This is a genomic window from Klebsiella planticola (assembly GCF_000783935.2).
Taxonomy (GTDB): domain Bacteria; phylum Pseudomonadota; class Gammaproteobacteria; order Enterobacterales; family Enterobacteriaceae; genus Klebsiella; species Klebsiella planticola.
Map to the genome: position 1 here is coordinate 2,030,448 of NZ_CP026047.1, position 17,383 is coordinate 2,047,830.

Annotated in this window: 15 protein-coding genes; 3 read left to right on the forward strand and 12 right to left on the reverse strand. The window is 57.4% G+C overall.

The genetic code is table 11. From position 1 onward, the window contains the following. The first annotated feature begins 62 nt into the window (after nt 1-62). A complete protein-coding gene (gene metH / locus MC50_RS09835; RefSeq protein WP_047663751.1) occupies nt 63-3,746 on the forward strand; it encodes a methionine synthase in 3,684 nt (1,227 codons plus the stop codon). A gap of 221 nt (nt 3,747-3,967) precedes the next feature. Next, a complete protein-coding gene (locus MC50_RS09840; protein WP_047663753.1) occupies nt 3,968-5,599 on the forward strand; it encodes a Na/Pi cotransporter family protein in 1,632 nt (543 codons plus the stop codon). Nucleotides 5,600-5,686: 87 nt separating this feature from the next. On the opposite strand, the gene pepE is transcribed toward MC50_RS09840, so the two are convergent. The 9 genes from pepE to MC50_RS09885 all read right to left on the reverse strand — a co-directional run bounded on the left by pepE (nt 5,687) and on the right by MC50_RS09885 (nt 13,238). Continuing rightward, nucleotides 5,687-6,376 carry a dipeptidase PepE gene (gene pepE, locus MC50_RS09845; RefSeq protein WP_032689967.1) on the reverse strand — a complete coding sequence of 230 codons (690 nt, stop codon included), beginning with the start codon at nt 6,374-6,376 and terminating at the stop codon, nt 5,687-5,689. 211 nt (nt 6,377-6,587) lie between these two features. Beyond that, on the reverse strand, nt 6,588-7,400 hold the full coding sequence (locus tag MC50_RS09850) for a shikimate 5-dehydrogenase (RefSeq protein ID WP_047663754.1): 813 nt from the start codon (nt 7,398-7,400) through the stop codon (nt 6,588-6,590). After that, nucleotides 7,393-8,622 (reverse strand): L-sorbose 1-phosphate reductase, encoded by a 1,230-nt coding sequence (sorE, locus tag MC50_RS09855; RefSeq protein ID WP_047663757.1) that lies wholly within the window; start codon nt 8,620-8,622, stop codon nt 7,393-7,395. The genes MC50_RS09850 and sorE overlap by 8 nt, the downstream gene beginning before the upstream one ends. A gap of 73 nt (nt 8,623-8,695) precedes the next feature. Then, entirely contained in the window at nt 8,696-9,520 is an 825-nt protein-coding gene (locus tag MC50_RS09860; protein ID WP_032689963.1) for a PTS system mannose/fructose/sorbose family transporter subunit IID, read from the reverse strand. An 11-nt stretch (nt 9,521-9,531) separates the two neighbouring features. Then, a complete protein-coding gene (locus MC50_RS09865; RefSeq protein WP_047663760.1) occupies nt 9,532-10,329 on the reverse strand; it encodes a PTS mannose/fructose/sorbose transporter subunit IIC in 798 nt (265 codons plus the stop codon). Between the two features lie 173 nt (nt 10,330-10,502). Further along, nucleotides 10,503-10,997, reverse strand: coding sequence for a mannose/fructose/sorbose PTS transporter subunit IIB (locus tag MC50_RS09870; protein WP_032689961.1), 495 nt, complete (start codon nt 10,995-10,997; stop codon nt 10,503-10,505). Further along, a complete protein-coding gene (locus tag MC50_RS09875; protein ID WP_032689960.1) occupies nt 10,997-11,404 on the reverse strand; it encodes a mannose/fructose/sorbose PTS transporter subunit IIA in 408 nt (135 codons plus the stop codon). Before MC50_RS09875 ends, MC50_RS09870 begins: the two co-directional genes overlap by 1 nt. A gap of 9 nt (nt 11,405-11,413) precedes the next feature. Next, the gene (locus MC50_RS09880; RefSeq protein ID WP_047663762.1) at nt 11,414-12,217 is read right to left on the reverse strand and encodes an SDR family oxidoreductase; all 804 of its coding nucleotides are present in this window, start codon (nt 12,215-12,217) and stop codon (nt 11,414-11,416) included. A gap of 67 nt (nt 12,218-12,284) precedes the next feature. Then, nucleotides 12,285-13,238 carry a sugar-binding transcriptional regulator gene (locus MC50_RS09885; protein ID WP_032697088.1) on the reverse strand — a complete coding sequence of 318 codons (954 nt, stop codon included), beginning with the start codon at nt 13,236-13,238 and terminating at the stop codon, nt 12,285-12,287. Between the two features lie 343 nt (nt 13,239-13,581). On the opposite strand from MC50_RS09885, the gene rluF reads away from it, so the two are divergent. Continuing rightward, on the forward strand, nt 13,582-14,460 hold the full coding sequence (gene rluF, locus MC50_RS09890) for a 23S rRNA pseudouridine(2604) synthase RluF (protein WP_032689958.1): 879 nt from the start codon (nt 13,582-13,584) through the stop codon (nt 14,458-14,460). On the opposite strand, the gene MC50_RS09895 is transcribed toward rluF, so the two are convergent. The 3 genes from MC50_RS09895 to lysC form a co-directional block, all read right to left on the reverse strand. Further along, a complete protein-coding gene (locus tag MC50_RS09895) occupies nt 14,457-14,729 on the reverse strand; it encodes a DUF3811 domain-containing protein (RefSeq protein WP_004856415.1) in 273 nt (90 codons plus the stop codon). The genes rluF and MC50_RS09895 overlap by 4 nt on opposite strands. 128 nt (nt 14,730-14,857) lie before the next feature. Further along, complete coding sequence (gene panS / locus MC50_RS09900; RefSeq protein WP_004856416.1) at nt 14,858-15,787, reverse strand: ketopantoate/pantoate/pantothenate transporter PanS; 930 nt, start codon at nt 15,785-15,787, stop codon at nt 14,858-14,860. Between the two features lie 206 nt (nt 15,788-15,993). Next, entirely contained in the window at nt 15,994-17,343 is a 1,350-nt protein-coding gene (gene lysC / locus MC50_RS09905) for a lysine-sensitive aspartokinase 3 (protein ID WP_004856417.1), read from the reverse strand. Between the last annotated feature and the right edge of the window lie 40 nt (nt 17,344-17,383).

Below are 17,383 nucleotides of genomic sequence, written 5' to 3' on the forward strand. Positions count from 1 at the left end.
GCTTTATGCCAGTATGGTCCGTTGAGTTTTTTCGGTCTGGTTGAGCGTTGTCGGGAGCGAGTGTGAGCAGCAAAGTTGAACAACTGCATCAGCAGTTAAAAAAACGTATTTTGGTTCTGGATGGGGGCATGGGCACCATGATCCAGGGCTATCGTCTGAGTGAAGAGGACTTCCGCGGCGAACGCTTTGCCGACTGGCCATGCGATCTGAAAGGCAATAACGATCTGCTGGTGCTCAGTAAGCCGGATGTGATAACCGCTATCCATGACGCCTACTTTGAGGCGGGGGCGGATATCATTGAAACCAACACCTTTAACTCGACCACTATCGCGATGGCGGATTACCAGATGGAATCCCTGTCGGCGGAAATCAATTTTGTCGCGGCAAAGCTGGCGCGCGCCTGCGCCGATGAGTGGACTTCCCGCACGCCGGAAAAACCGCGCTACGTCGCGGGCGTGCTCGGCCCGACCAACCGCACCGCCTCTATTTCCCCTGATGTTAACGACCCAGCCTACCGCAATATTACCTTTGATGGGCTGGTGGAGGCTTACCGCGAGTCCACCAAAGCGCTGGTGGAAGGGGGCGTTGACCTGATTCTGATCGAGACCGTGTTCGATACCCTGAATGCCAAAGCGGCGATCTTCGCCGTGAAAGAGGAGTTTGAGGCGCTGGGCGTTGAACTGCCGATCATGATCTCCGGTACCATCACCGACGCCTCCGGGCGTACGCTCTCCGGGCAAACCACCGAAGCCTTTTATAACTCCCTGCGTCATGCCGATGCGCTCACCTTCGGCCTGAACTGCGCGCTGGGGCCAGATGAGCTGCGCCAGTACGTGCAGGAGCTGTCGCGCATTGCCGAATGCTATGTCACTGCGCACCCCAATGCCGGGCTGCCGAACGCCTTTGGTGAATACGATCTGGACGCTGACACCATGGCGGCGCAGATTCGCGAATGGGCGGAGTCTGGCTTCCTGAACATCGTCGGCGGCTGCTGCGGCACTACGCCGGAACATATCGCCGCCATGACGCGCGCCGTTACGGGCCTCGCGCCGCGCGCGCTGCCGGAGATCCCGGTCGCCTGCCGTCTGGCCGGCCTGGAACCGCTGAATATCGGCGACGACAGCCTGTTTGTTAACGTCGGTGAGCGGACCAACGTGACCGGCTCAGCCAAATTCAAGCGCCTGATTAAAGAAGAAAAATATAACGAAGCGCTGGACGTTGCCCGCCAGCAGGTGGAAAGCGGCGCGCAGATTATCGATATCAACATGGATGAGGGGATGCTCGACGCGGAAGCGGCGATGGTGCGTTTCCTTAATCTGATCGCCGGCGAGCCCGACATTGCCCGGGTGCCGATTATGATCGACTCCTCGAAATGGGATGTCATCGAAAAGGGTCTGAAATGTATTCAGGGCAAAGGTATCGTCAACTCCATCTCAATGAAAGAGGGCGTAGAGGCCTTCGTTGAGCATGCGAAGAAGGTGCGTCGCTACGGTGCTGCCGTGGTGGTGATGGCCTTTGATGAAATGGGCCAGGCCGATACCCGGGCGCGGAAAATTGAAATTTGCCGCCGGGCATACAAGATTCTGACCGAAGAGGTGGGATTCCCGCCGGAAGATATTATTTTTGACCCCAATATCTTCGCTGTCGCCACCGGTATTGAAGAGCACAACAACTATGCGCAGGACTTTATCGGCGCCTGTGAAGACATTAAACGCGAACTGCCCCACGCGCTGATTTCCGGCGGCGTCTCAAACGTCTCCTTCTCGTTCCGCGGCAACGATCCGGTTCGCGAAGCGATTCACGCCGTCTTCCTCTACTACGCCATCCGTAACGGCATGGATATGGGGATCGTTAACGCCGGTCAGTTGGCGATTTATGACGATCTGCCGGCTGAGCTGCGCGATGCCGTCGAAGACGTGATCCTTAACCGTCATGCTGACGGCACCGAGCGTCTGCTGGAGCTGGCGGAAAAATACCGCGGCAGCAAAACGGACGACTCCGCCAACGCCCAGCAGGCGGAATGGCGCAGCTGGGACGTGAAAAAACGGCTTGAATACTCGCTGGTAAAAGGCATTACCGAGTTTATCGAGCTGGATACCGAAGAGGCGCGCCAGCAGGCCGCTCGGCCGATAGAAGTGATTGAAGGCCCGCTGATGGACGGGATGAACGTGGTCGGCGACCTGTTCGGCGAAGGTAAAATGTTCCTGCCGCAGGTGGTGAAGTCGGCCCGGGTGATGAAACAGGCGGTCGCCTATCTGGAGCCGTATATTGAAGCCAGCAAGGAAAAGGGCTCCAGCAACGGCAAGATGGTCATTGCGACCGTGAAAGGCGACGTCCACGACATCGGTAAAAATATCGTTGGCGTGGTGCTGCAGTGCAATAACTACGAAATTATCGATCTTGGCGTGATGGTGCCGGCGGATAAAATCCTCAAAACCGCCCGCGAAGTGAATGCCGATCTGATTGGCCTCTCCGGGCTGATTACCCCGTCGCTGGACGAGATGGTTAACGTGGCGAAAGAGATGGAACGCCAGGGCTTTACCATTCCGCTGCTGATTGGCGGGGCCACGACGTCGAAGGCCCATACGGCGGTCAAAATCGAGCAGAACTACAGCGGCCCGACGGTCTATGTTCAGAACGCCTCGCGCACCGTGGGCGTGGTCTCGGCTCTGCTCTCCGATACACAGCACGATGATTTTGTTGCGCGCACGCGTCGCGAGTATGAAACCGTGCGTATCCAGCACGCGCGCAAGAAACCACGCACGCCGCCGGTGACCCTGGCTACCGCTCGTGAGAACGATCTGGCCTTTGACTGGGCCAGCTACACGCCACCGGTTGCCCATCGTCTGGGCGTGCAGAGCGTGGAAGCCAGCATCGAAACCCTGCGCAACTACATCGACTGGACGCCATTCTTTATGACCTGGTCGCTGGCCGGGAAGTATCCACGCATTCTGGAAGACGAGGTAGTCGGCGAAGAGGCGAAGCGGTTGTTCCACGATGCTAACGAGATGCTGGATAAACTGAGCGCAGAGAAGACGCTGAATCCGCGCGGCGTGGTGGGGTTATTCCCGGCCAACCGGGTGGGGGATGACATTGAAATCTACCGCGATGAAACCCGTACCCATGTGCTGACGGTCAGCCACCATCTGCGTCAGCAGACGGAGAAAGTCGGCTTTGCCAACTACTGCCTTGCCGATTTTGTGGCGCCGAAGCTCAGCGGCAAAGCTGACTACCTCGGCGCATTTGCGGTGACCGGCGGTCTGGAAGAGGACGCGCTGGCGGAAGCGTTTGATGCGCAGCACGATGATTACAACAAGATTATGGTCAAAGCCATCGCCGACCGTCTGGCGGAAGCGTTTGCCGAATACCTGCATGAACGCGTGCGTAAGGTCTACTGGGGCTATGCGGCGAATGAGAACCTCAGTAACGAGGAGCTGATCCGCGAAAACTACCAGGGGATTCGTCCCGCGCCGGGCTACCCGGCCTGTCCAGAGCACACGGAAAAAGCGGTGATCTGGGAACTGCTGGATGTCGAGGCGCATACCGGTATGAAGCTGACCGAGTCGTTCGCCATGTGGCCGGGCGCATCGGTTTCCGGCTGGTACTTCAGCCATCCGGACAGCAAGTATTACGCGGTGGCGCAAATTCAGCGCGATCAGGTGGAAGATTATGCCCAGCGGAAAGGGATGACGCCTGCGGAAGTTGAACGCTGGCTGGCGCCAAACCTGGGATATGACGCGGACTAGAACGCGACCTGTCACAAATCCGTCATCTTAGCTTACAACTTACAGGGCGCCATCAGGGCGCCCTGTCTCTTTATTGTGGTTAAACCCTTATACTGGAGTATTGATCCACAACGGCCGGCATCGCCTGATATCGCTCCGGACGATATCGCCCGGATAAGTCCGGCGCGTTCAGGACGGGTTATCGGTATATATCCGTCGGGTAATAAGGAGAATAAGAATCCGTGTTAACTCTGCTGCATCTGCTGTCTGCTGTTGCCCTGCTGGTCTGGGGCACCCACATCGTTCGTACCGGCGTGATGCGCGTATTTGGCGCGCGCCTGCGTTCCGTCCTCAGTAGTAGCGTTGAGAAAAAACCGCTCGCCTTCTGCGCGGGGATTGGCGTCACGGCTCTGGTCCAGAGCAGTAATGCCACCACCATGCTGGTGACCTCATTTGTCGCTCAGGATCTGGTCGCGCTGACGCCCGCGCTGGTGATTGTGCTGGGGGCCGATGTGGGGACCGCATTGATGGCGAGGGTGCTGACCTTCGATCTGTCGTGGCTGTCGCCGCTGCTGATTTTTATCGGCGTGATTTTTTTCCTCGGACGCAAACAAACGCGTGCCGGCCAGCTCGGACGGGTGGGGATCGGCCTGGGGCTGATTCTGCTAGCGCTGGAACTGATTGTGCAGGCGGTTCATCCCATCACCCAGGCAAATGGCGTGCAGGTGATTTTCGCCTCGCTGACCGGCGACATTATGCTCGACGCGCTGATTGGCGCCATGTTTGCCATCATCAGCTACTCCAGCCTGGCGGCCGTGCTGTTAACGGCAACCCTGACTTCCACCGGGGTGATTTCGTTTCCGGTGGCGCTGTGCCTGGTGATTGGCGCCAACCTCGGTTCGGGGATTCTGGCGATGATCAACAACAGCGCCGCCAACGCTTCTGCGCGCCGCGTGGCGCTCGGCAGTCTGTTGTTCAAGCTGGTGGGGAGTCTGATTATTCTGCCGTTTGTGCATGTGCTGGCCAATACGATGCACCGTATGCCGCTGCCGGAATCGGAACTGGTTATCTACTTCCACGTCTTCTACAACCTGATTCGCTGCGTGGCGATGGTGCCCTTTGCCGAGCCCATGGCCAGACTCTGCAAACGGATGATTCGTGAGGATCCCGAGCAGGACCTCCATCTCAAACCAAAACATCTGGATACCACGGCGCTGGATACGCCGGCGCTGGCGTTGGCGAATGCCGCACGCGAAACGTTGCGCATTGGCGACGCGATGGAGCAGATGCTCGAGGGGCTGCACAAGGTGATGCACGGCGAGCCGCGGGAGGAGAAAGAGTTGCGCAGGCTGGCGGACGATATCAACGTGCTCTACACCGCGATCAAGCTCTATCTGGCCCGCATGCCGAAAGATGAGCTGGCCGAAGAAGAGTCCCGCCGCTGGGCGGAGATCATCGAAATGGCGCTCAATCTGGAGCAGGCTTCCGATATCGTCGAGAGAATGGGCAGCGAAATCGCCGATAAATCGCTGGCGGCGCGCCGCGCCTTTTCGGTGGAAGGGCTGAAGGAGCTGGACGGGCTGTACGAGCAGCTGCTCAGCAACCTACAACTGGCGATGTCGGTCTTTTTCTCCAGCGATGTCCCGAGCGCCCGACGCCTGCGCCGCAACAAGCATCGTTTCCGCATCCTGAACCGCCGCTACTCGCACGCGCACGTCGACCGTCTGCATCAGCAGAACGTGCAGAGTATCGAGACCAGCTCGCTGCATCTGGGGTTACTGGGGGATATGAAACGCCTGAACTCGCTGTTCTGCTCGGTGGCTTATAGCGTGATGGAGCAGCCGGATGAAGATGACGATCGGGATGAATACTAAGTCGTTCTCCTGCCGTCGGCGGATTAACCGGTCACGGGGGCGATATCCCGGCGACGACGCTGACGCCGCAAGCCGGGAACCGTCATCTTAAAAGCGGTGACCGGCCTGCAGAGGCACCGCTTCCTCACCGGCTTTAAACAGCAGCGTCGGGTTCGGGCCGCCGAGGGTGGCCTGCCCCTGTGTCACCTGAATCCAGTTGCCTTCCGGTAGGCCGACGATCGTCAGCTCCGGGGCCACGACCAGCAGTTCGCGAATACGCTGCTCACGGGTTTCGCCCTGATGTCCTTCCGGCAGCGCGTTGGTAAAGTGCGGGTTAATCTGCAGCGGGAACAGCCCCAGCGCGTCAAAACCCTGCGGATCGACAATCGGCATATCGTTGGTGGTGCGGATGGTCGGGCAGGCGAGATTTGCCCCCGCGCTCCAGCCGATGTACAGCGCGCCACGCTTCACAACCTCCACAACTGGCGCCAAAAGCCCGCGTCCACGGCACTCTTTCAGCAGCTGAAAAGTATTACCGCCGCCGACAATCACCACTTCAGCGGCGGCAATCGCCGCCACCGGGTCGGCGACGCGGTGAATACCGGTGACGGAAACGCCAAGCGGGGCGAGCACCCCGGCGGCTTTGGCCGTGTAGTCATCCCAGGTTTGCGTCACCCCGGCAAAGGGGATAAACACCGCGGAACGGCGTCCGTTTAGCTGTCCGGCAATCAGCGGCAGCGCATGTTCCAGCCATGCTTTGCCGGGTAGCGACGAGTTACTCAATAACAGCAGTTCCATCTTTTCTCCATTTAGCCAGGTTACAGAGTCGCAGGCGATCCTACCACCGGTTGCCCGCAGGCTCACTGATATGGCTCACGATGTTGCAAGGTGGCGGCGCGACACCGGGTCTCTTGCTGTTGTGACGAGTGAGAAGAGGGGAACGGTGAAGGGGAGGCAAAGAGTATGAAACCAGGACACCGGGTAAGAGCGCCCTCCCTGGCGCTCAGGCTTACCCCGCCCGCGCAAATGCCGCAGCCTCGTTGACGAGATCGGCATCCGGACGTACGCCGGTATAAAGCGCGAATTGTTCCACCGCCTGCAGCGCAATCACCTCCGCGCCGCTGATAATCTGCTTATCCAGCCTCTGCGCCAGACGAATCAGCGGTGTTTGCGACGGCAGGGCCACCACGTCGAACACGACCTGAGCCTGCCCAACCATCGACTGGCTGAATGCCAGGGCGTCGCTTTGCGTACCGCCGGCCATGCCGAGCGGTGTGACGTTGACCAGAATATCGGCCCTGATCCCTTCAGGCTGCGGCTGCCACTGAAAACCGTACTGTTTCGCCAGCGCCAGGCCGCTGTCGCGATTGCGGGCGGCGATAACCACATCGCGAAAGCCGGCGTCGCGAAAGGCGGCGATAACCGCTTTCCCCATGCCGCCGCTGCCCTGAATCATCACGCTGGCATGGGTATCCAGCTGGTGGCTGTCGATCAGGCTCTTCACCGCGATATAGTCGGTGTTGAGTCCGGTCAATCTGCCGTTGTCGTTAACGATGGTATTGACGGAATCAATTACCCTGGCCGAAGGATCGATGGCGTCAAGGAAGGGCATGCAGCTCTCTTTAAACGGCATCGAGACCGCGCAACCGCGAATCCCCAGCGCCCGTACCCCTCCCACCGCGGCGGCGATATCCTGCGTGGTAAAGGCTTTATAGATAAAATTCAGCCCCAGCTTCTCATACAGATAGTTGTGAAAACGGGTACCGAAGTTGCCTGGCCGGCCGGCCAGCGACATGCAGAGCTGAGTTTCGCGATTAATCATGAGCAATGTCCGGTGCGTGGGCCAGCAGGTACCGTTCCGCTTCGGCGGACCAGATCCCGTGATGACGCGCCATAATGGCCGCCAGTTCAGGGTCAGCAATGGCGCCAAGAGGGGTCAGGGGAAGCGATTTTTCGGTATACACCAGCTTTTTGCCGCCGCCGACGGCCGGTAAATCGAGGGTAGTTTCACCCGCCGCATTGAGTCCGAGAATATGGGTCACCACTTTCGCCGCCTGGACTTTTTTCGCCTGCATCAGCGCCACGGCGGCCCGCATATCGTCAGTATTGCCGCCGGAAGTACCGACGTAATGCGTAAAGGCATAATGCACGTCGTAAAAGTTTACCGGAGCGCTGAACTGCTTATCCTGCGGGCCGGCAAAGAAGTTCAGACAGCCGTCGGGGGCCAGCAGCGAAGAGGCCATGGTAATCAACTCCTCTTTCGGCACGAAGACGAAAATATCGTCAAAGCCGTGGCCGCCGCTCAGCGCCATCAGCGTCTCGCGTCCGGCATCGTGCCCGTCGAGGTAATGGATCAGCGTTTGCGGTTCTGACGGATAATGCTGGCGGGCATAGCTCAGCTTCGGTTTGTTGGTATCGGTCACCACCAACAGGGAAGGGTTGACCGGCCCATGCAGGGCGTAGTCGATCGCCAGCAGCCCCATGGGGCCGGTACCGCCGAGGATCAGCGTGCGGCCCTGAGGTCGGATCCCCATCACATGGTTATAGCTCCCTTCCTGCAGATGATAGTTGGCGTTGAATGCACCGATCACGCAGGAGAGCGGTTCGACCAGCGAGCCTTCAAACCAGGTATCGCCTTCCCAGGTGAGCAGACAATCTTGCGTCATGACCTCATCCGGGATCACCACGTGAGTCGCTTCGCCACCGATCCACGGGAAGGAGTAGCCGGGGCAATCGGGGCGATCCGGCAGCTGCAGGTTGGCCTGAATCACATAGCGCTGACCGGCCTGGAATTTATGCTGCCACTTTTTCCCGACCGCGAGGATTTCACCGCAGAATTCATGGCCGATAATGATCGGGTTCACCGCCACGTCGTCCGGCACCTTTTTATGGTTTTCCCCCTGGTTGGCCTCTTTCCAGGAAGAGAGGCACAGGCTATCGGTGACCACGCGGGCCAGGATCTCGTCATCCTGCATTTCCGGGAGTGCAAAGGTTTCCAGACGCAGGTCGCGTTTACCGTAAAGGCGTAGAGCTGTCGTTTTCATGTTTACCACCTCATCCCCTTTTACTACGGGGTTAGCTTATTGAAGTGGCCCCGGTGCGACCGGGGCCGAATAATCAGGACAAGAAGCCCAGCGCGTTACCGATAATCCCCAGACCAAACAGGGCAAAGATCAGCCATACCGGGTTAACTTTTTTATTGAGCAGACGCACCATCAGCAGCGTCAGGCCCAGCGCCAGCAGGCCGGGACAAAGCTGGTCGAGGATGTTTTGTACGGTCATGGTGACGGTGGTGCCGTCGGCGCCTGGCGTTTGCGACACCACCAACGGCACGTGGATGGTGGTCCACCTGGTGACCAGCACGCCCATCACGAAGAGACCCAAAATAGAGGCCCCTTCGGTCAGTTTTTGCAGCAGGTTACCGCCCATATCGCTGACGATATTGACCCCCTTACGGAAACCGAGCTGCAGGCCGTACCATTTCATTGCCAGGCGTACTGCATTGAAAATAAAGAAAAAGAGAAGTGGCCCAAGAAGATTCCCGGAGAGCGCGAGCGACGCGCCGAGCGCCGCGGTAATCGGGCGCAACGTGCCCCAGACCAGCGGATCGCCGACCCCGGCCAGCGGCCCCATCAGGCCAACTTTGATGCCGTTAATCGCCCCATCGTCGATGGCCGCGCCGTTGGCTCGCGCTTCCTCCATCGCCGCCGTTACGCCCAGCACCGGGCCGCAGACGGCGGGGGTGGTATTGAAGAACACCAGATGGCGTTTTAGCGCCGCCACCTGATCCTCTTTTAGCGGATAGAGACGCTTGATCGCCGGGATCATGTCGTAGCAAAAGCCGAGACCATGAATGCGTTCAAAGTTGAAGGAGGCCTGCTGCAGGTTGGAGCGCAGAAAGATGTTAACCAGGTCGCCTTGGGTGAGTTTTTTCGGTTCCATAACGGGCTCCATCAGTCGTCAAGTTGGTCAAGGGCGGTGGAAGAGGCGGCGGTCTGCTGGGGCTCGGCCTTGCGCCATTGCGGGTTCAGCTGGATATAAATCAGCGCGATAATGACGCCCACGCCGCCGAAGGCCAGCAGGCTGAAATCGAGATAGCCTCCCGCCAGAAAACCGAGGAAAAAGAATGGCATCAGGTATTTGACGCCCATCATGCGCAGCACCATGGCGTAGCCCACCACCACAATAAAACCACCGGCGATTTGCAGGCCGCGGGTGACAAATTCCGGGATGGCGTTCAGCATGTTGCTGACCATGTCGGCGCTGACAAACAGCGAGATGACCAGTGCCGGAATTGCGACGCGGAGCGCCTGTACGCCCAGCGCCGAGATATGCAGCATGTCGATAGTGCGAAAACGCGCGTCCTCCGCCGCTTTGTCCGCTGCGTGTTGAAAGACCACCGTAATGGTACGGGCGAAAACGGTGAGCACCTGCCCGGCCGCGGCCACCGGCAGCGCGATGGCGATCCCTGTGGCGATACTTTGATGGCCGACGATAACCAGAATTGCGGAGATAATGCTGGCCAGCGCCGAATCCGGCGATTGCGCGGCGCCGACGTTCATCCAGCCGAGTGCGATCAGTTCCAATGTACCGCCGAGCATAACCCCGGTTTTTAAATCACCGAGAATTAAGCCGATGACCGTGCAGGCAATTAACGGGCGGTGCGTCTGAAATTCATCCAGCACGCTGCCCATTCCGGCAATACAGGAAAAAATAAATATGGCGATTATTTGTAGGGTACTGATTTCCATAATGTGTCACCTTGAGGGTATGCAAATCCCTGCCTGTTACGGCATTAACACGGTATTATGCTGACGGTCACGGTATGGGTTTTATATTTTTAAACCTGTCACTAAAAATTGTGCTAAGTCTATTTCCAGGGTGTGCCATTCAGAATAACGATGTGCAAAATACAGGCGCTGTTTTATTCTGTAACAGAGTGCTCGGCTATTTTGTCGAGGATATTGACGGACGGATCTGATGCCACCACACGTAAGTCCAGTTTTACGCCCAGTTTATCCAGTTCATGAAACGCATGAATATCCTGGTCGTCTAAAGATACCGCCTTGGTTAATTGTTTTTTACCCGGTCGCCAGGCCATGCCGCCGATATTTAAGGTGGCAATATTGACCCCCTGTCTGACCATCGTTAAAACATCCTGGGGGTTGGTGAATAAATAAAAAACGGTCTCGTGTTGATATTGCGGGTTGTGATAAACGGCGACCGCCTTTTCGAGGTTAACGACATTGACCTTCATGCCCGGAGGCGCGGCCTGGCGGAGTAAGGTCCGACGTACCTCATCGTTATAGACCTCGTCGTTGCAGATAATAATGCGCCCGGCGTTGGCCACTTTTGACCACACGGTGGTCACCTGGCCATGGATCAGGCGGTCATCAATGCGAGCAAGCGTAATGTTCATCAGAAATCCTCCTCAATGGTTTCCGGCTGTCGCCACACCACGCAGCACTGGCTGGCGATGGTGGTCAGGTGTGCGCACAGGGCGTCTGCGGTCAGGGTCTGCTGGTTATCCACCAGTTCCAGCGCCAGCGGTAAAGAGAGACCGCTGATGACCCGCAGTCGCGGGTTTTTCATCGCCAGCCCGGCGGCGGCATTCCATGGGCTGCCGCACTGTAAATCGACGGCGATCAGCCACTCACTATCATTGTGAGCACTTACTAACTCATCGAGCCGGGTGGCGATGTCGCTGGCGTTTTCGCCGGGCATAAATGCCACCGCGCTGGCCTTCACGTCACCATAGACCATGCGCACCGAATCCAGCATGGCGCAGGCCAGCTGACCGTGGGCGCAGAAAATAACATTCACCATATCGACTCCTTATCCGCGGGTTTTTCCGCCGGCGATGTTAGTGGTTACTCCGGTTATATAGCTTGCCCGCTCTGACAGCAGGTAGCAGACATAGTCGGCCACTTCGCTCAGACGACCGGAGCGACCAAGCGGAATCGCGTTTTTGCTGTAGCCCGCGCGCAGCTGCTCGACGGTGATATTGCGCGTCCAGGCCAGCGCTTCTTCGTATTCCGGCGTGCGCAGCCCGGTTTTTTCGAGGATGCCTGGCGCAACGCCCACGACGCGAATACCGTGTTTCCCCAGCTCTTTGGACCATGAACGCGTGAAGCTATTCAGCGCGGCCTTGGTTGCGGCATAGCAGCTCTGACCTTCAGAGCCTTCCAGCCCGCTTTCCGACGAGACGTTAACAATGACGCCTGCGCGCTGTTTCACCATCTGCCGGGCCACCGCCTGCGACATCAGAAAGACCCCTTTTTGGTTGATGTTCACCATCTTTTCAAAAGCGGCCTCATTGAGTTCGTAGCGTCCTGCCGGGGCTTTCTCATCGACGAGGAGACGCGGAAAATTCACCCCGGCATTATTCACCAGGCCATCGATACGGCCGTATTGTTGAATAATCTGCTCGACGGTGTGATTCACCTCGCTGGCGCTGGAAATATCCGTGGGCCAGAACCTGTAACGGTCATTGTGGTGATGCTTGTCACCGCCGTGAATATCGCTCATCTGGACATTTGCGCCGAGATTTAATAACTCATCAACAATTGCCAGACCAATTCCCGAAGCGCCGCCGGTAACAATAATGATTTTATCTTGCAGATTTAGCCATGTTTGCATAATCGTTATCTCATTTTCAGGTAAAGGGATCCCACGCCGCGCGAGCTGCGGCAAAAGAAAACGTCTTTTATTTCAGTAACAGTTCTGCGGTTTCTCTATTCGTCACCAGGCAGTTAATATAACCCCCGCGTAATGCGCCAATGATTCCGGTATATTTTTCTTCGCCGATGGCGATACCCACGGAATAACGCACCTGTTTTAATCTGGCAATATCGATGGAGAGCGTTTTTTCATTCATATTGGTTTCAACGGCGATACCGTTGATATCATAAAAGCGTGAACAAATATCGCCGGCGACGTGCCGCGCGTTGAGATCATCGCTCTCTTCGCTACCATAAAACGCATGCCAGTTGGCGCCATCGCGAATCGCCGGGGAACCGATACCCACCAGCGCCACATCGAGATTCTCCCAGTAGGATGAAATCGTTTTAAAATGCTGGGACTGCATAATACCGTTGCGAATCAATGTGTTTTCCAGCAGCGCCGGGAAGTCAGCAAGATGCGATTCGGCTTTCAGCCTGGCGGCGGCGCCGTAGGTCAGCGTGTTCACATGATACCGGCTCTCCAGCTTGCCCGAGGGACCGCCGATAATCGGCACGCAAATCACCTGCCGCGACTGACTTGCCTGCGGAAGGGTTTCGACCAGCGCACGGACCGCACGCCCCCAGGAAAAGCCAATAATATCGCCAGGCTCAAGCAGGCGATCGACCAGCTGAGCGCCATGCTGCCCGATGGTGCTCAGCTGGTCCTCTTCCTGTGATGACTCGCAGGAAGCGACCACCGCCTCTTTGAGAGCGAACTTTTGCTTCAGCTGCTGTTCCAGCCACAGATTTTCGTTGTAGTCGTAGTTGATGGCGATGGTGACAATACCCTGCTCACGACCGCGTTTTAGCAGGCGGCTGATCGTGGTGCGGTAAATACCCAGCTCACGGGCAATCTGCGCCTGGGTCAGGTCCTGCTCATAATAGAGCTGGGCAACTTTAACTATTAAGCGGATATCATCGCTATTTTCGATCGCCATCTTTGGGCTCCTGCACATTTGTGCAAACGACACTCTTGCTCTCTTGATCTGATATAACCCCAACTATCGCCGGCGACAAAGCAATTTTCCGCTATATCATCACCATAAGGTGGCGGTTTGTTTTGCACATTTGATTACTGACCTGCCTGGAGATGGCACTTTTGTGCAGGGTGAGCTAATGGTTTGATTCTGCTTATTTTCGCCGGGCAGAATTGCACGGCACGGGGTGGAACACTTTTGTGTCGAAAGGTGTGACGGATCACATTTAGCGGCGAGCCGTGGAGACGCGATTATTTTTGATTGTCCGCGGCCTGAGGTATATTTCGCTTTTACAGGAGAATTTATGCTGCCAGACTCATCAACCCGACTCAATAAATACATCAGTGAAAGCGGAATTTGCTCGCGTCGCGAAGCCGATCGCTACATTGAACAAGGCAATGTTTTTATCAATGGCAAGCGTGCGACCATTGGCGATCAGGTCAACCCTGGCGATGTCGTGAAGGTCAACGGTCAATTGATCGAGCCGCGCGAGGCCGAAGATCTGGTTTTCATCGCCCTGAATAAACCGGTCGGTATTGTCAGCACAACGGAAGACAGCGAGCGCGATAACATTGTGGACTTTGTTAACCACAGCAAGCGCGTCTTCCCGATTGGTCGACTGGACAAAGACTCTCAGGGGCTGATCTTTCTGACCAACCACGGCGATCTGGTGAATAAGATCCTGCGTGCCGGCAACGATCACGAAAAAGAGTATCTGGTGACGGTGGACAAGCCGGTGACCGACGAGTTTATCCGCGGTATGGGAGCCGGCGTACCGATTCTTGGCACGGTGACGAAGAAGTGCAAAGTCAGGAAGGAAGCGCCGTTCGTGTTCCGCATAACCCTGGTTCAGGGCCTGAACCGGCAGATTCGCCGGATGTGTGAGCACTTTGGCTATGAGGTCATGAAGCTTGAACGAACGCGAATTATGAACGTCGGGCTGTCGGGACTGCCGCTGGGCGAGTGGCGCGACCTGACGGATGATGAGCTGGTGGCACTGTTTAAGCTGATTGAGAATTCGTCCTCTGAGGCCAAACCGAAGGCGAAAGCCAAACCGAAAACCACCGGGATCAAACGTCCGGTAGTGAAGGTTGAAAAGAGCAATGAGAAAAACGAGAAAGGGCGCCCGGCGTCTAACGGAAAACGTTTTACTCAGCCGGGGCGGAAAAAGAAAGGGCGTTAACGCCTGCCGCGCGTCGGCGTGCTCGCCGACCATGAAAATGAAGCTTCGCTATCGGGTTTGTAGGCCTGCTTTTTCTTTAACTGGCGGGCCTTTTTCGCTTCGGCTTCTCGCAGCACCATCAGCTTGTCGATGTACTCTTTCTTGACCGCGTTGGTCTCGGCGTTGGTCAGCGGACGGCCGTGTGCTATTCGGGCCCGGTCAAGCAGCGTTTTGAGTTCGCGTTGCTCGCGCTCTGTCATCTCTTTTTGCGTAATGCGGGGAAGTGCCATTGTGGTGCCCTCAGTCTGCCGGATAACCCAGTGTACGGTAATCGCGGGCCGACGGACAGCGGGTTAGTCTCGTTGAGGAGGGCGCAAACGGGGAAAATACCCGGGCCGTTGGCCCGGGTGAGGGAATATTAGCGTTTGTTCACGTTTTTGGCGGTCGGTTTCCCGGACCAGTAACCCGCCAGCAGCGAACCGGACAGGTTGTGCCAGACTGAAAACAGCGCACCGGGCAGCGCGGCGAGCGGGCCGAAGTAGATTTTCCCCAGCGCGGCAGCCAGACCAGAGTTTTGCATCCCCACTTCAATCGCCAGCGTCCGACAGGTTGACTCGTCAAAGCCAAACAGCCGCCCGCCCCAGTAGCCACCGAGCAGGCCAATGGCGTTATGCAGGATAACCGCGACAATCACCACCAGGCCCACCGAGGCGATATGCGAGGCGGAACCGGCGACGACGGCGCTGATGATCGCCAGGATGCAGATCATTGAGAAGGCGGGCAGAAAAGGCTCAACCGCTTTCACCACTTTGGGCAGCGTATGGTGAATCACCAGCCCCAGCGCAATCGGGATCACCACGATCTGCAGGATGCTGAGCAGCATCCCCATGACGTCGACCTGAATGTGCGCATCCACATACAGCCGCGTCAGCAGCGGCGTGGCAACCACGCCGACCAGCGTAGAAACCGATGAGATGGTGACAGACAGCGCCACATCGCCTTTCGCGAGATAGATCATCACGTTCGATGCGGTCCCACTGGCGACGCTCCCGACCAGTACCATGCCGGCTGAAAGCTCGGGCGGCATATGGAACAGCAGCGCCAGCGCCCAGGCGGCGAGAGGCATCACCAGATAGTGAAGAAAAATACCTGCAGCCACCGGCGCCGGGCGCGACAGCACGCGCTTAAAGTCATCCAGTTTCAGATGTACTCCCATTCCGAACATGATTAGCATCAGCAGCGTGGTGACCCATGGCCCGACGGGGGTAAAGGTCGACGGAGTGTAATAAGCCAGAACAGAGAGCAGCAGCGCCCATAACGGGAACAGCCTCGTCAGAGTAGCGAGCATGTTGTTTTCCTTGCGATTAACGCCTCATTCTTCGGGCAACGCGTGCGCAGGCGGTGTCTGTTTCCCCGGGCACGTTGTCTGCTGTGCATCAGGGAGCGTCGCACCGTCCAGTCGCCTGAACGATTGAGGGGGTGTTGTGTTGGTATAGTTATAAAAAAGCCGGGTTCGAGCCCGGCTATAGGTAATATTTATCGCGTGAAGAAATATTATTCAAACAAATTATGATGTAATTTCTGCACGACTTTCTCGGCATCTGCGCCAGGCACCAGGAAGCAGAGGTTATGGCTGGATGCGCCGTAGCAAATCATACGAATATTGAACGGCTCAAGGACGCCGAAAACTTCTTTGCCCACGCCACAGGCGCGCGACAACTCGTTACCGATTAACGCCACCAGCGCCAGATCCTGCTCCACTTCTACGCGGCACAGGGAGGAGAGCTCGGTCAGCAGCGCCTGCGTCAGCAGAGTATCGGTGGCGGAGGTCGAACCGGTGGTATCCATGGTCAACGCAATGCTGACTTCGGAGGTGGTGATCAGATCCACGGAAATATTGTGGCGCGCGAGGATCCCGAACACTTCCGCCAGGAAGCCGCGAGAGTGCAGCATATTCAGGCTATGCAGCGTCAGCAGCGTCTGACGACGGCGCAGGGCCAGCGCCCGGAACAGCGGCGGATTTTCGGTTTTATTGCACACCAGCGTTCCGCCGGCGGTGGGTTCTTTGCTGGAGCCCACAAAGACCGGAATATCGCTACGCACGGCGGGCAACAGGGTGGCCGGATGAAGCACTTTGGCCCCAAAGGTGGCCATTTCTGCCGCTTCGGCAAAGGCGATGACATCAATGCGTTTTGCCGCCGGCGCGACGCGCGGGTCGGTGGTGTAGATACCCGGGACATCGGTCCAGATATCGACACGGCTGGCGTTCAGCGCTTCGCCCAGCAGAGCCGCGGTATAGTCGCTGCCGCCGCGACCCAGGGTTGTCGTACGCCCTTTCGCTTCGCTGCCGATAAAGCCCTGAGTGACCACCAGACCTTCAGCCAGGCGCGGAGTCAGCTGCAGCTGCGTCAGTTCGGCCAGTGCGGCAATGTCTGGCTCGGCGCGGCCGAAGCGATCGTTGGTGCGCATAATTTTACGCACATCGAACCACTGTGACGCGATACCGCGCTCGCGGAGAATTTCGACAAACAGCAGGGTGGACATCAGTTCACCATGGCTGACCAGCTCGTCGGTCAGCGCAGCGGAACTTGCCAGCGCAGCGGCTTCTGCCAGGGTGGTGATATTTTCCAGCAGACGCTCGATCTCTTCGCGAATCACGTTGGGATAGCGCAGACGCTCCAGGATATTGAATTGAATCTGGCGCAGTGACTCGAGCTTTTCAAAACGCTCAGCGGGTTCCAGCCCTTCAGCCAAAGCAACCAAAAGATTGGTCACACCCGCAGAGGCCGATAACACCACGACGCGCGTGTTCTCATCAAGTCGCGCAACATCAACGCTGCGATTCATGGCATCGAAATCGGCAACGCTGGTGCCGCCGAATTTGGCTACAACTAAATCTGTCATAACAACCTCGTGTCAGGGGGGGCCTGACTTATTAAAACGA

Coding starts and splice junctions, on each gene's coding strand:
- panS (WP_004856416.1), bottom strand. CDS start 15,787: ATGCTCGCTACTCTGACGAGGCTGTTCCCGTTATGGGCGCTGCTGCTC.
- MC50_RS09850 (WP_047663754.1), bottom strand. CDS start 7,400: ATGATTAATCGCGAAACTCAGCTCTGCATGTCGCTGGCCGGCCGGCCA.
- pepE (WP_032689967.1), bottom strand. CDS start 6,376: ATGGAACTGCTGTTATTGAGTAACTCGTCGCTACCCGGCAAAGCATGG.
- MC50_RS09860 (WP_032689963.1), bottom strand. CDS start 9,520: ATGGAACCGAAAAAACTCACCCAAGGCGACCTGGTTAACATCTTTCTG.
- MC50_RS09870 (WP_032689961.1), bottom strand. CDS start 10,997: ATGAACATTACGCTTGCTCGCATTGATGACCGCCTGATCCATGGCCAG.
- sorE (WP_047663757.1), bottom strand. CDS start 8,622: ATGAAAACGACAGCTCTACGCCTTTACGGTAAACGCGACCTGCGTCTG.
- MC50_RS09865 (WP_047663760.1), bottom strand. CDS start 10,329: ATGGAAATCAGTACCCTACAAATAATCGCCATATTTATTTTTTCCTGT.
- MC50_RS09875 (WP_032689960.1), bottom strand. CDS start 11,404: ATGGTGAATGTTATTTTCTGCGCCCACGGTCAGCTGGCCTGCGCCATG.
- lysC (WP_004856417.1), bottom strand. CDS start 17,343: ATGACAGATTTAGTTGTAGCCAAATTCGGCGGCACCAGCGTTGCCGAT.
- MC50_RS09885 (WP_032697088.1), bottom strand. CDS start 13,238: ATGGCGATCGAAAATAGCGATGATATCCGCTTAATAGTTAAAGTTGCC.
- rluF (WP_032689958.1), top strand. CDS start 13,582: ATGCTGCCAGACTCATCAACCCGACTCAATAAATACATCAGTGAAAGC.
- MC50_RS09895 (WP_004856415.1), bottom strand. CDS start 14,729: ATGGCACTTCCCCGCATTACGCAAAAAGAGATGACAGAGCGCGAGCAA.
- MC50_RS09880 (WP_047663762.1), bottom strand. CDS start 12,217: ATGCAAACATGGCTAAATCTGCAAGATAAAATCATTATTGTTACCGGC.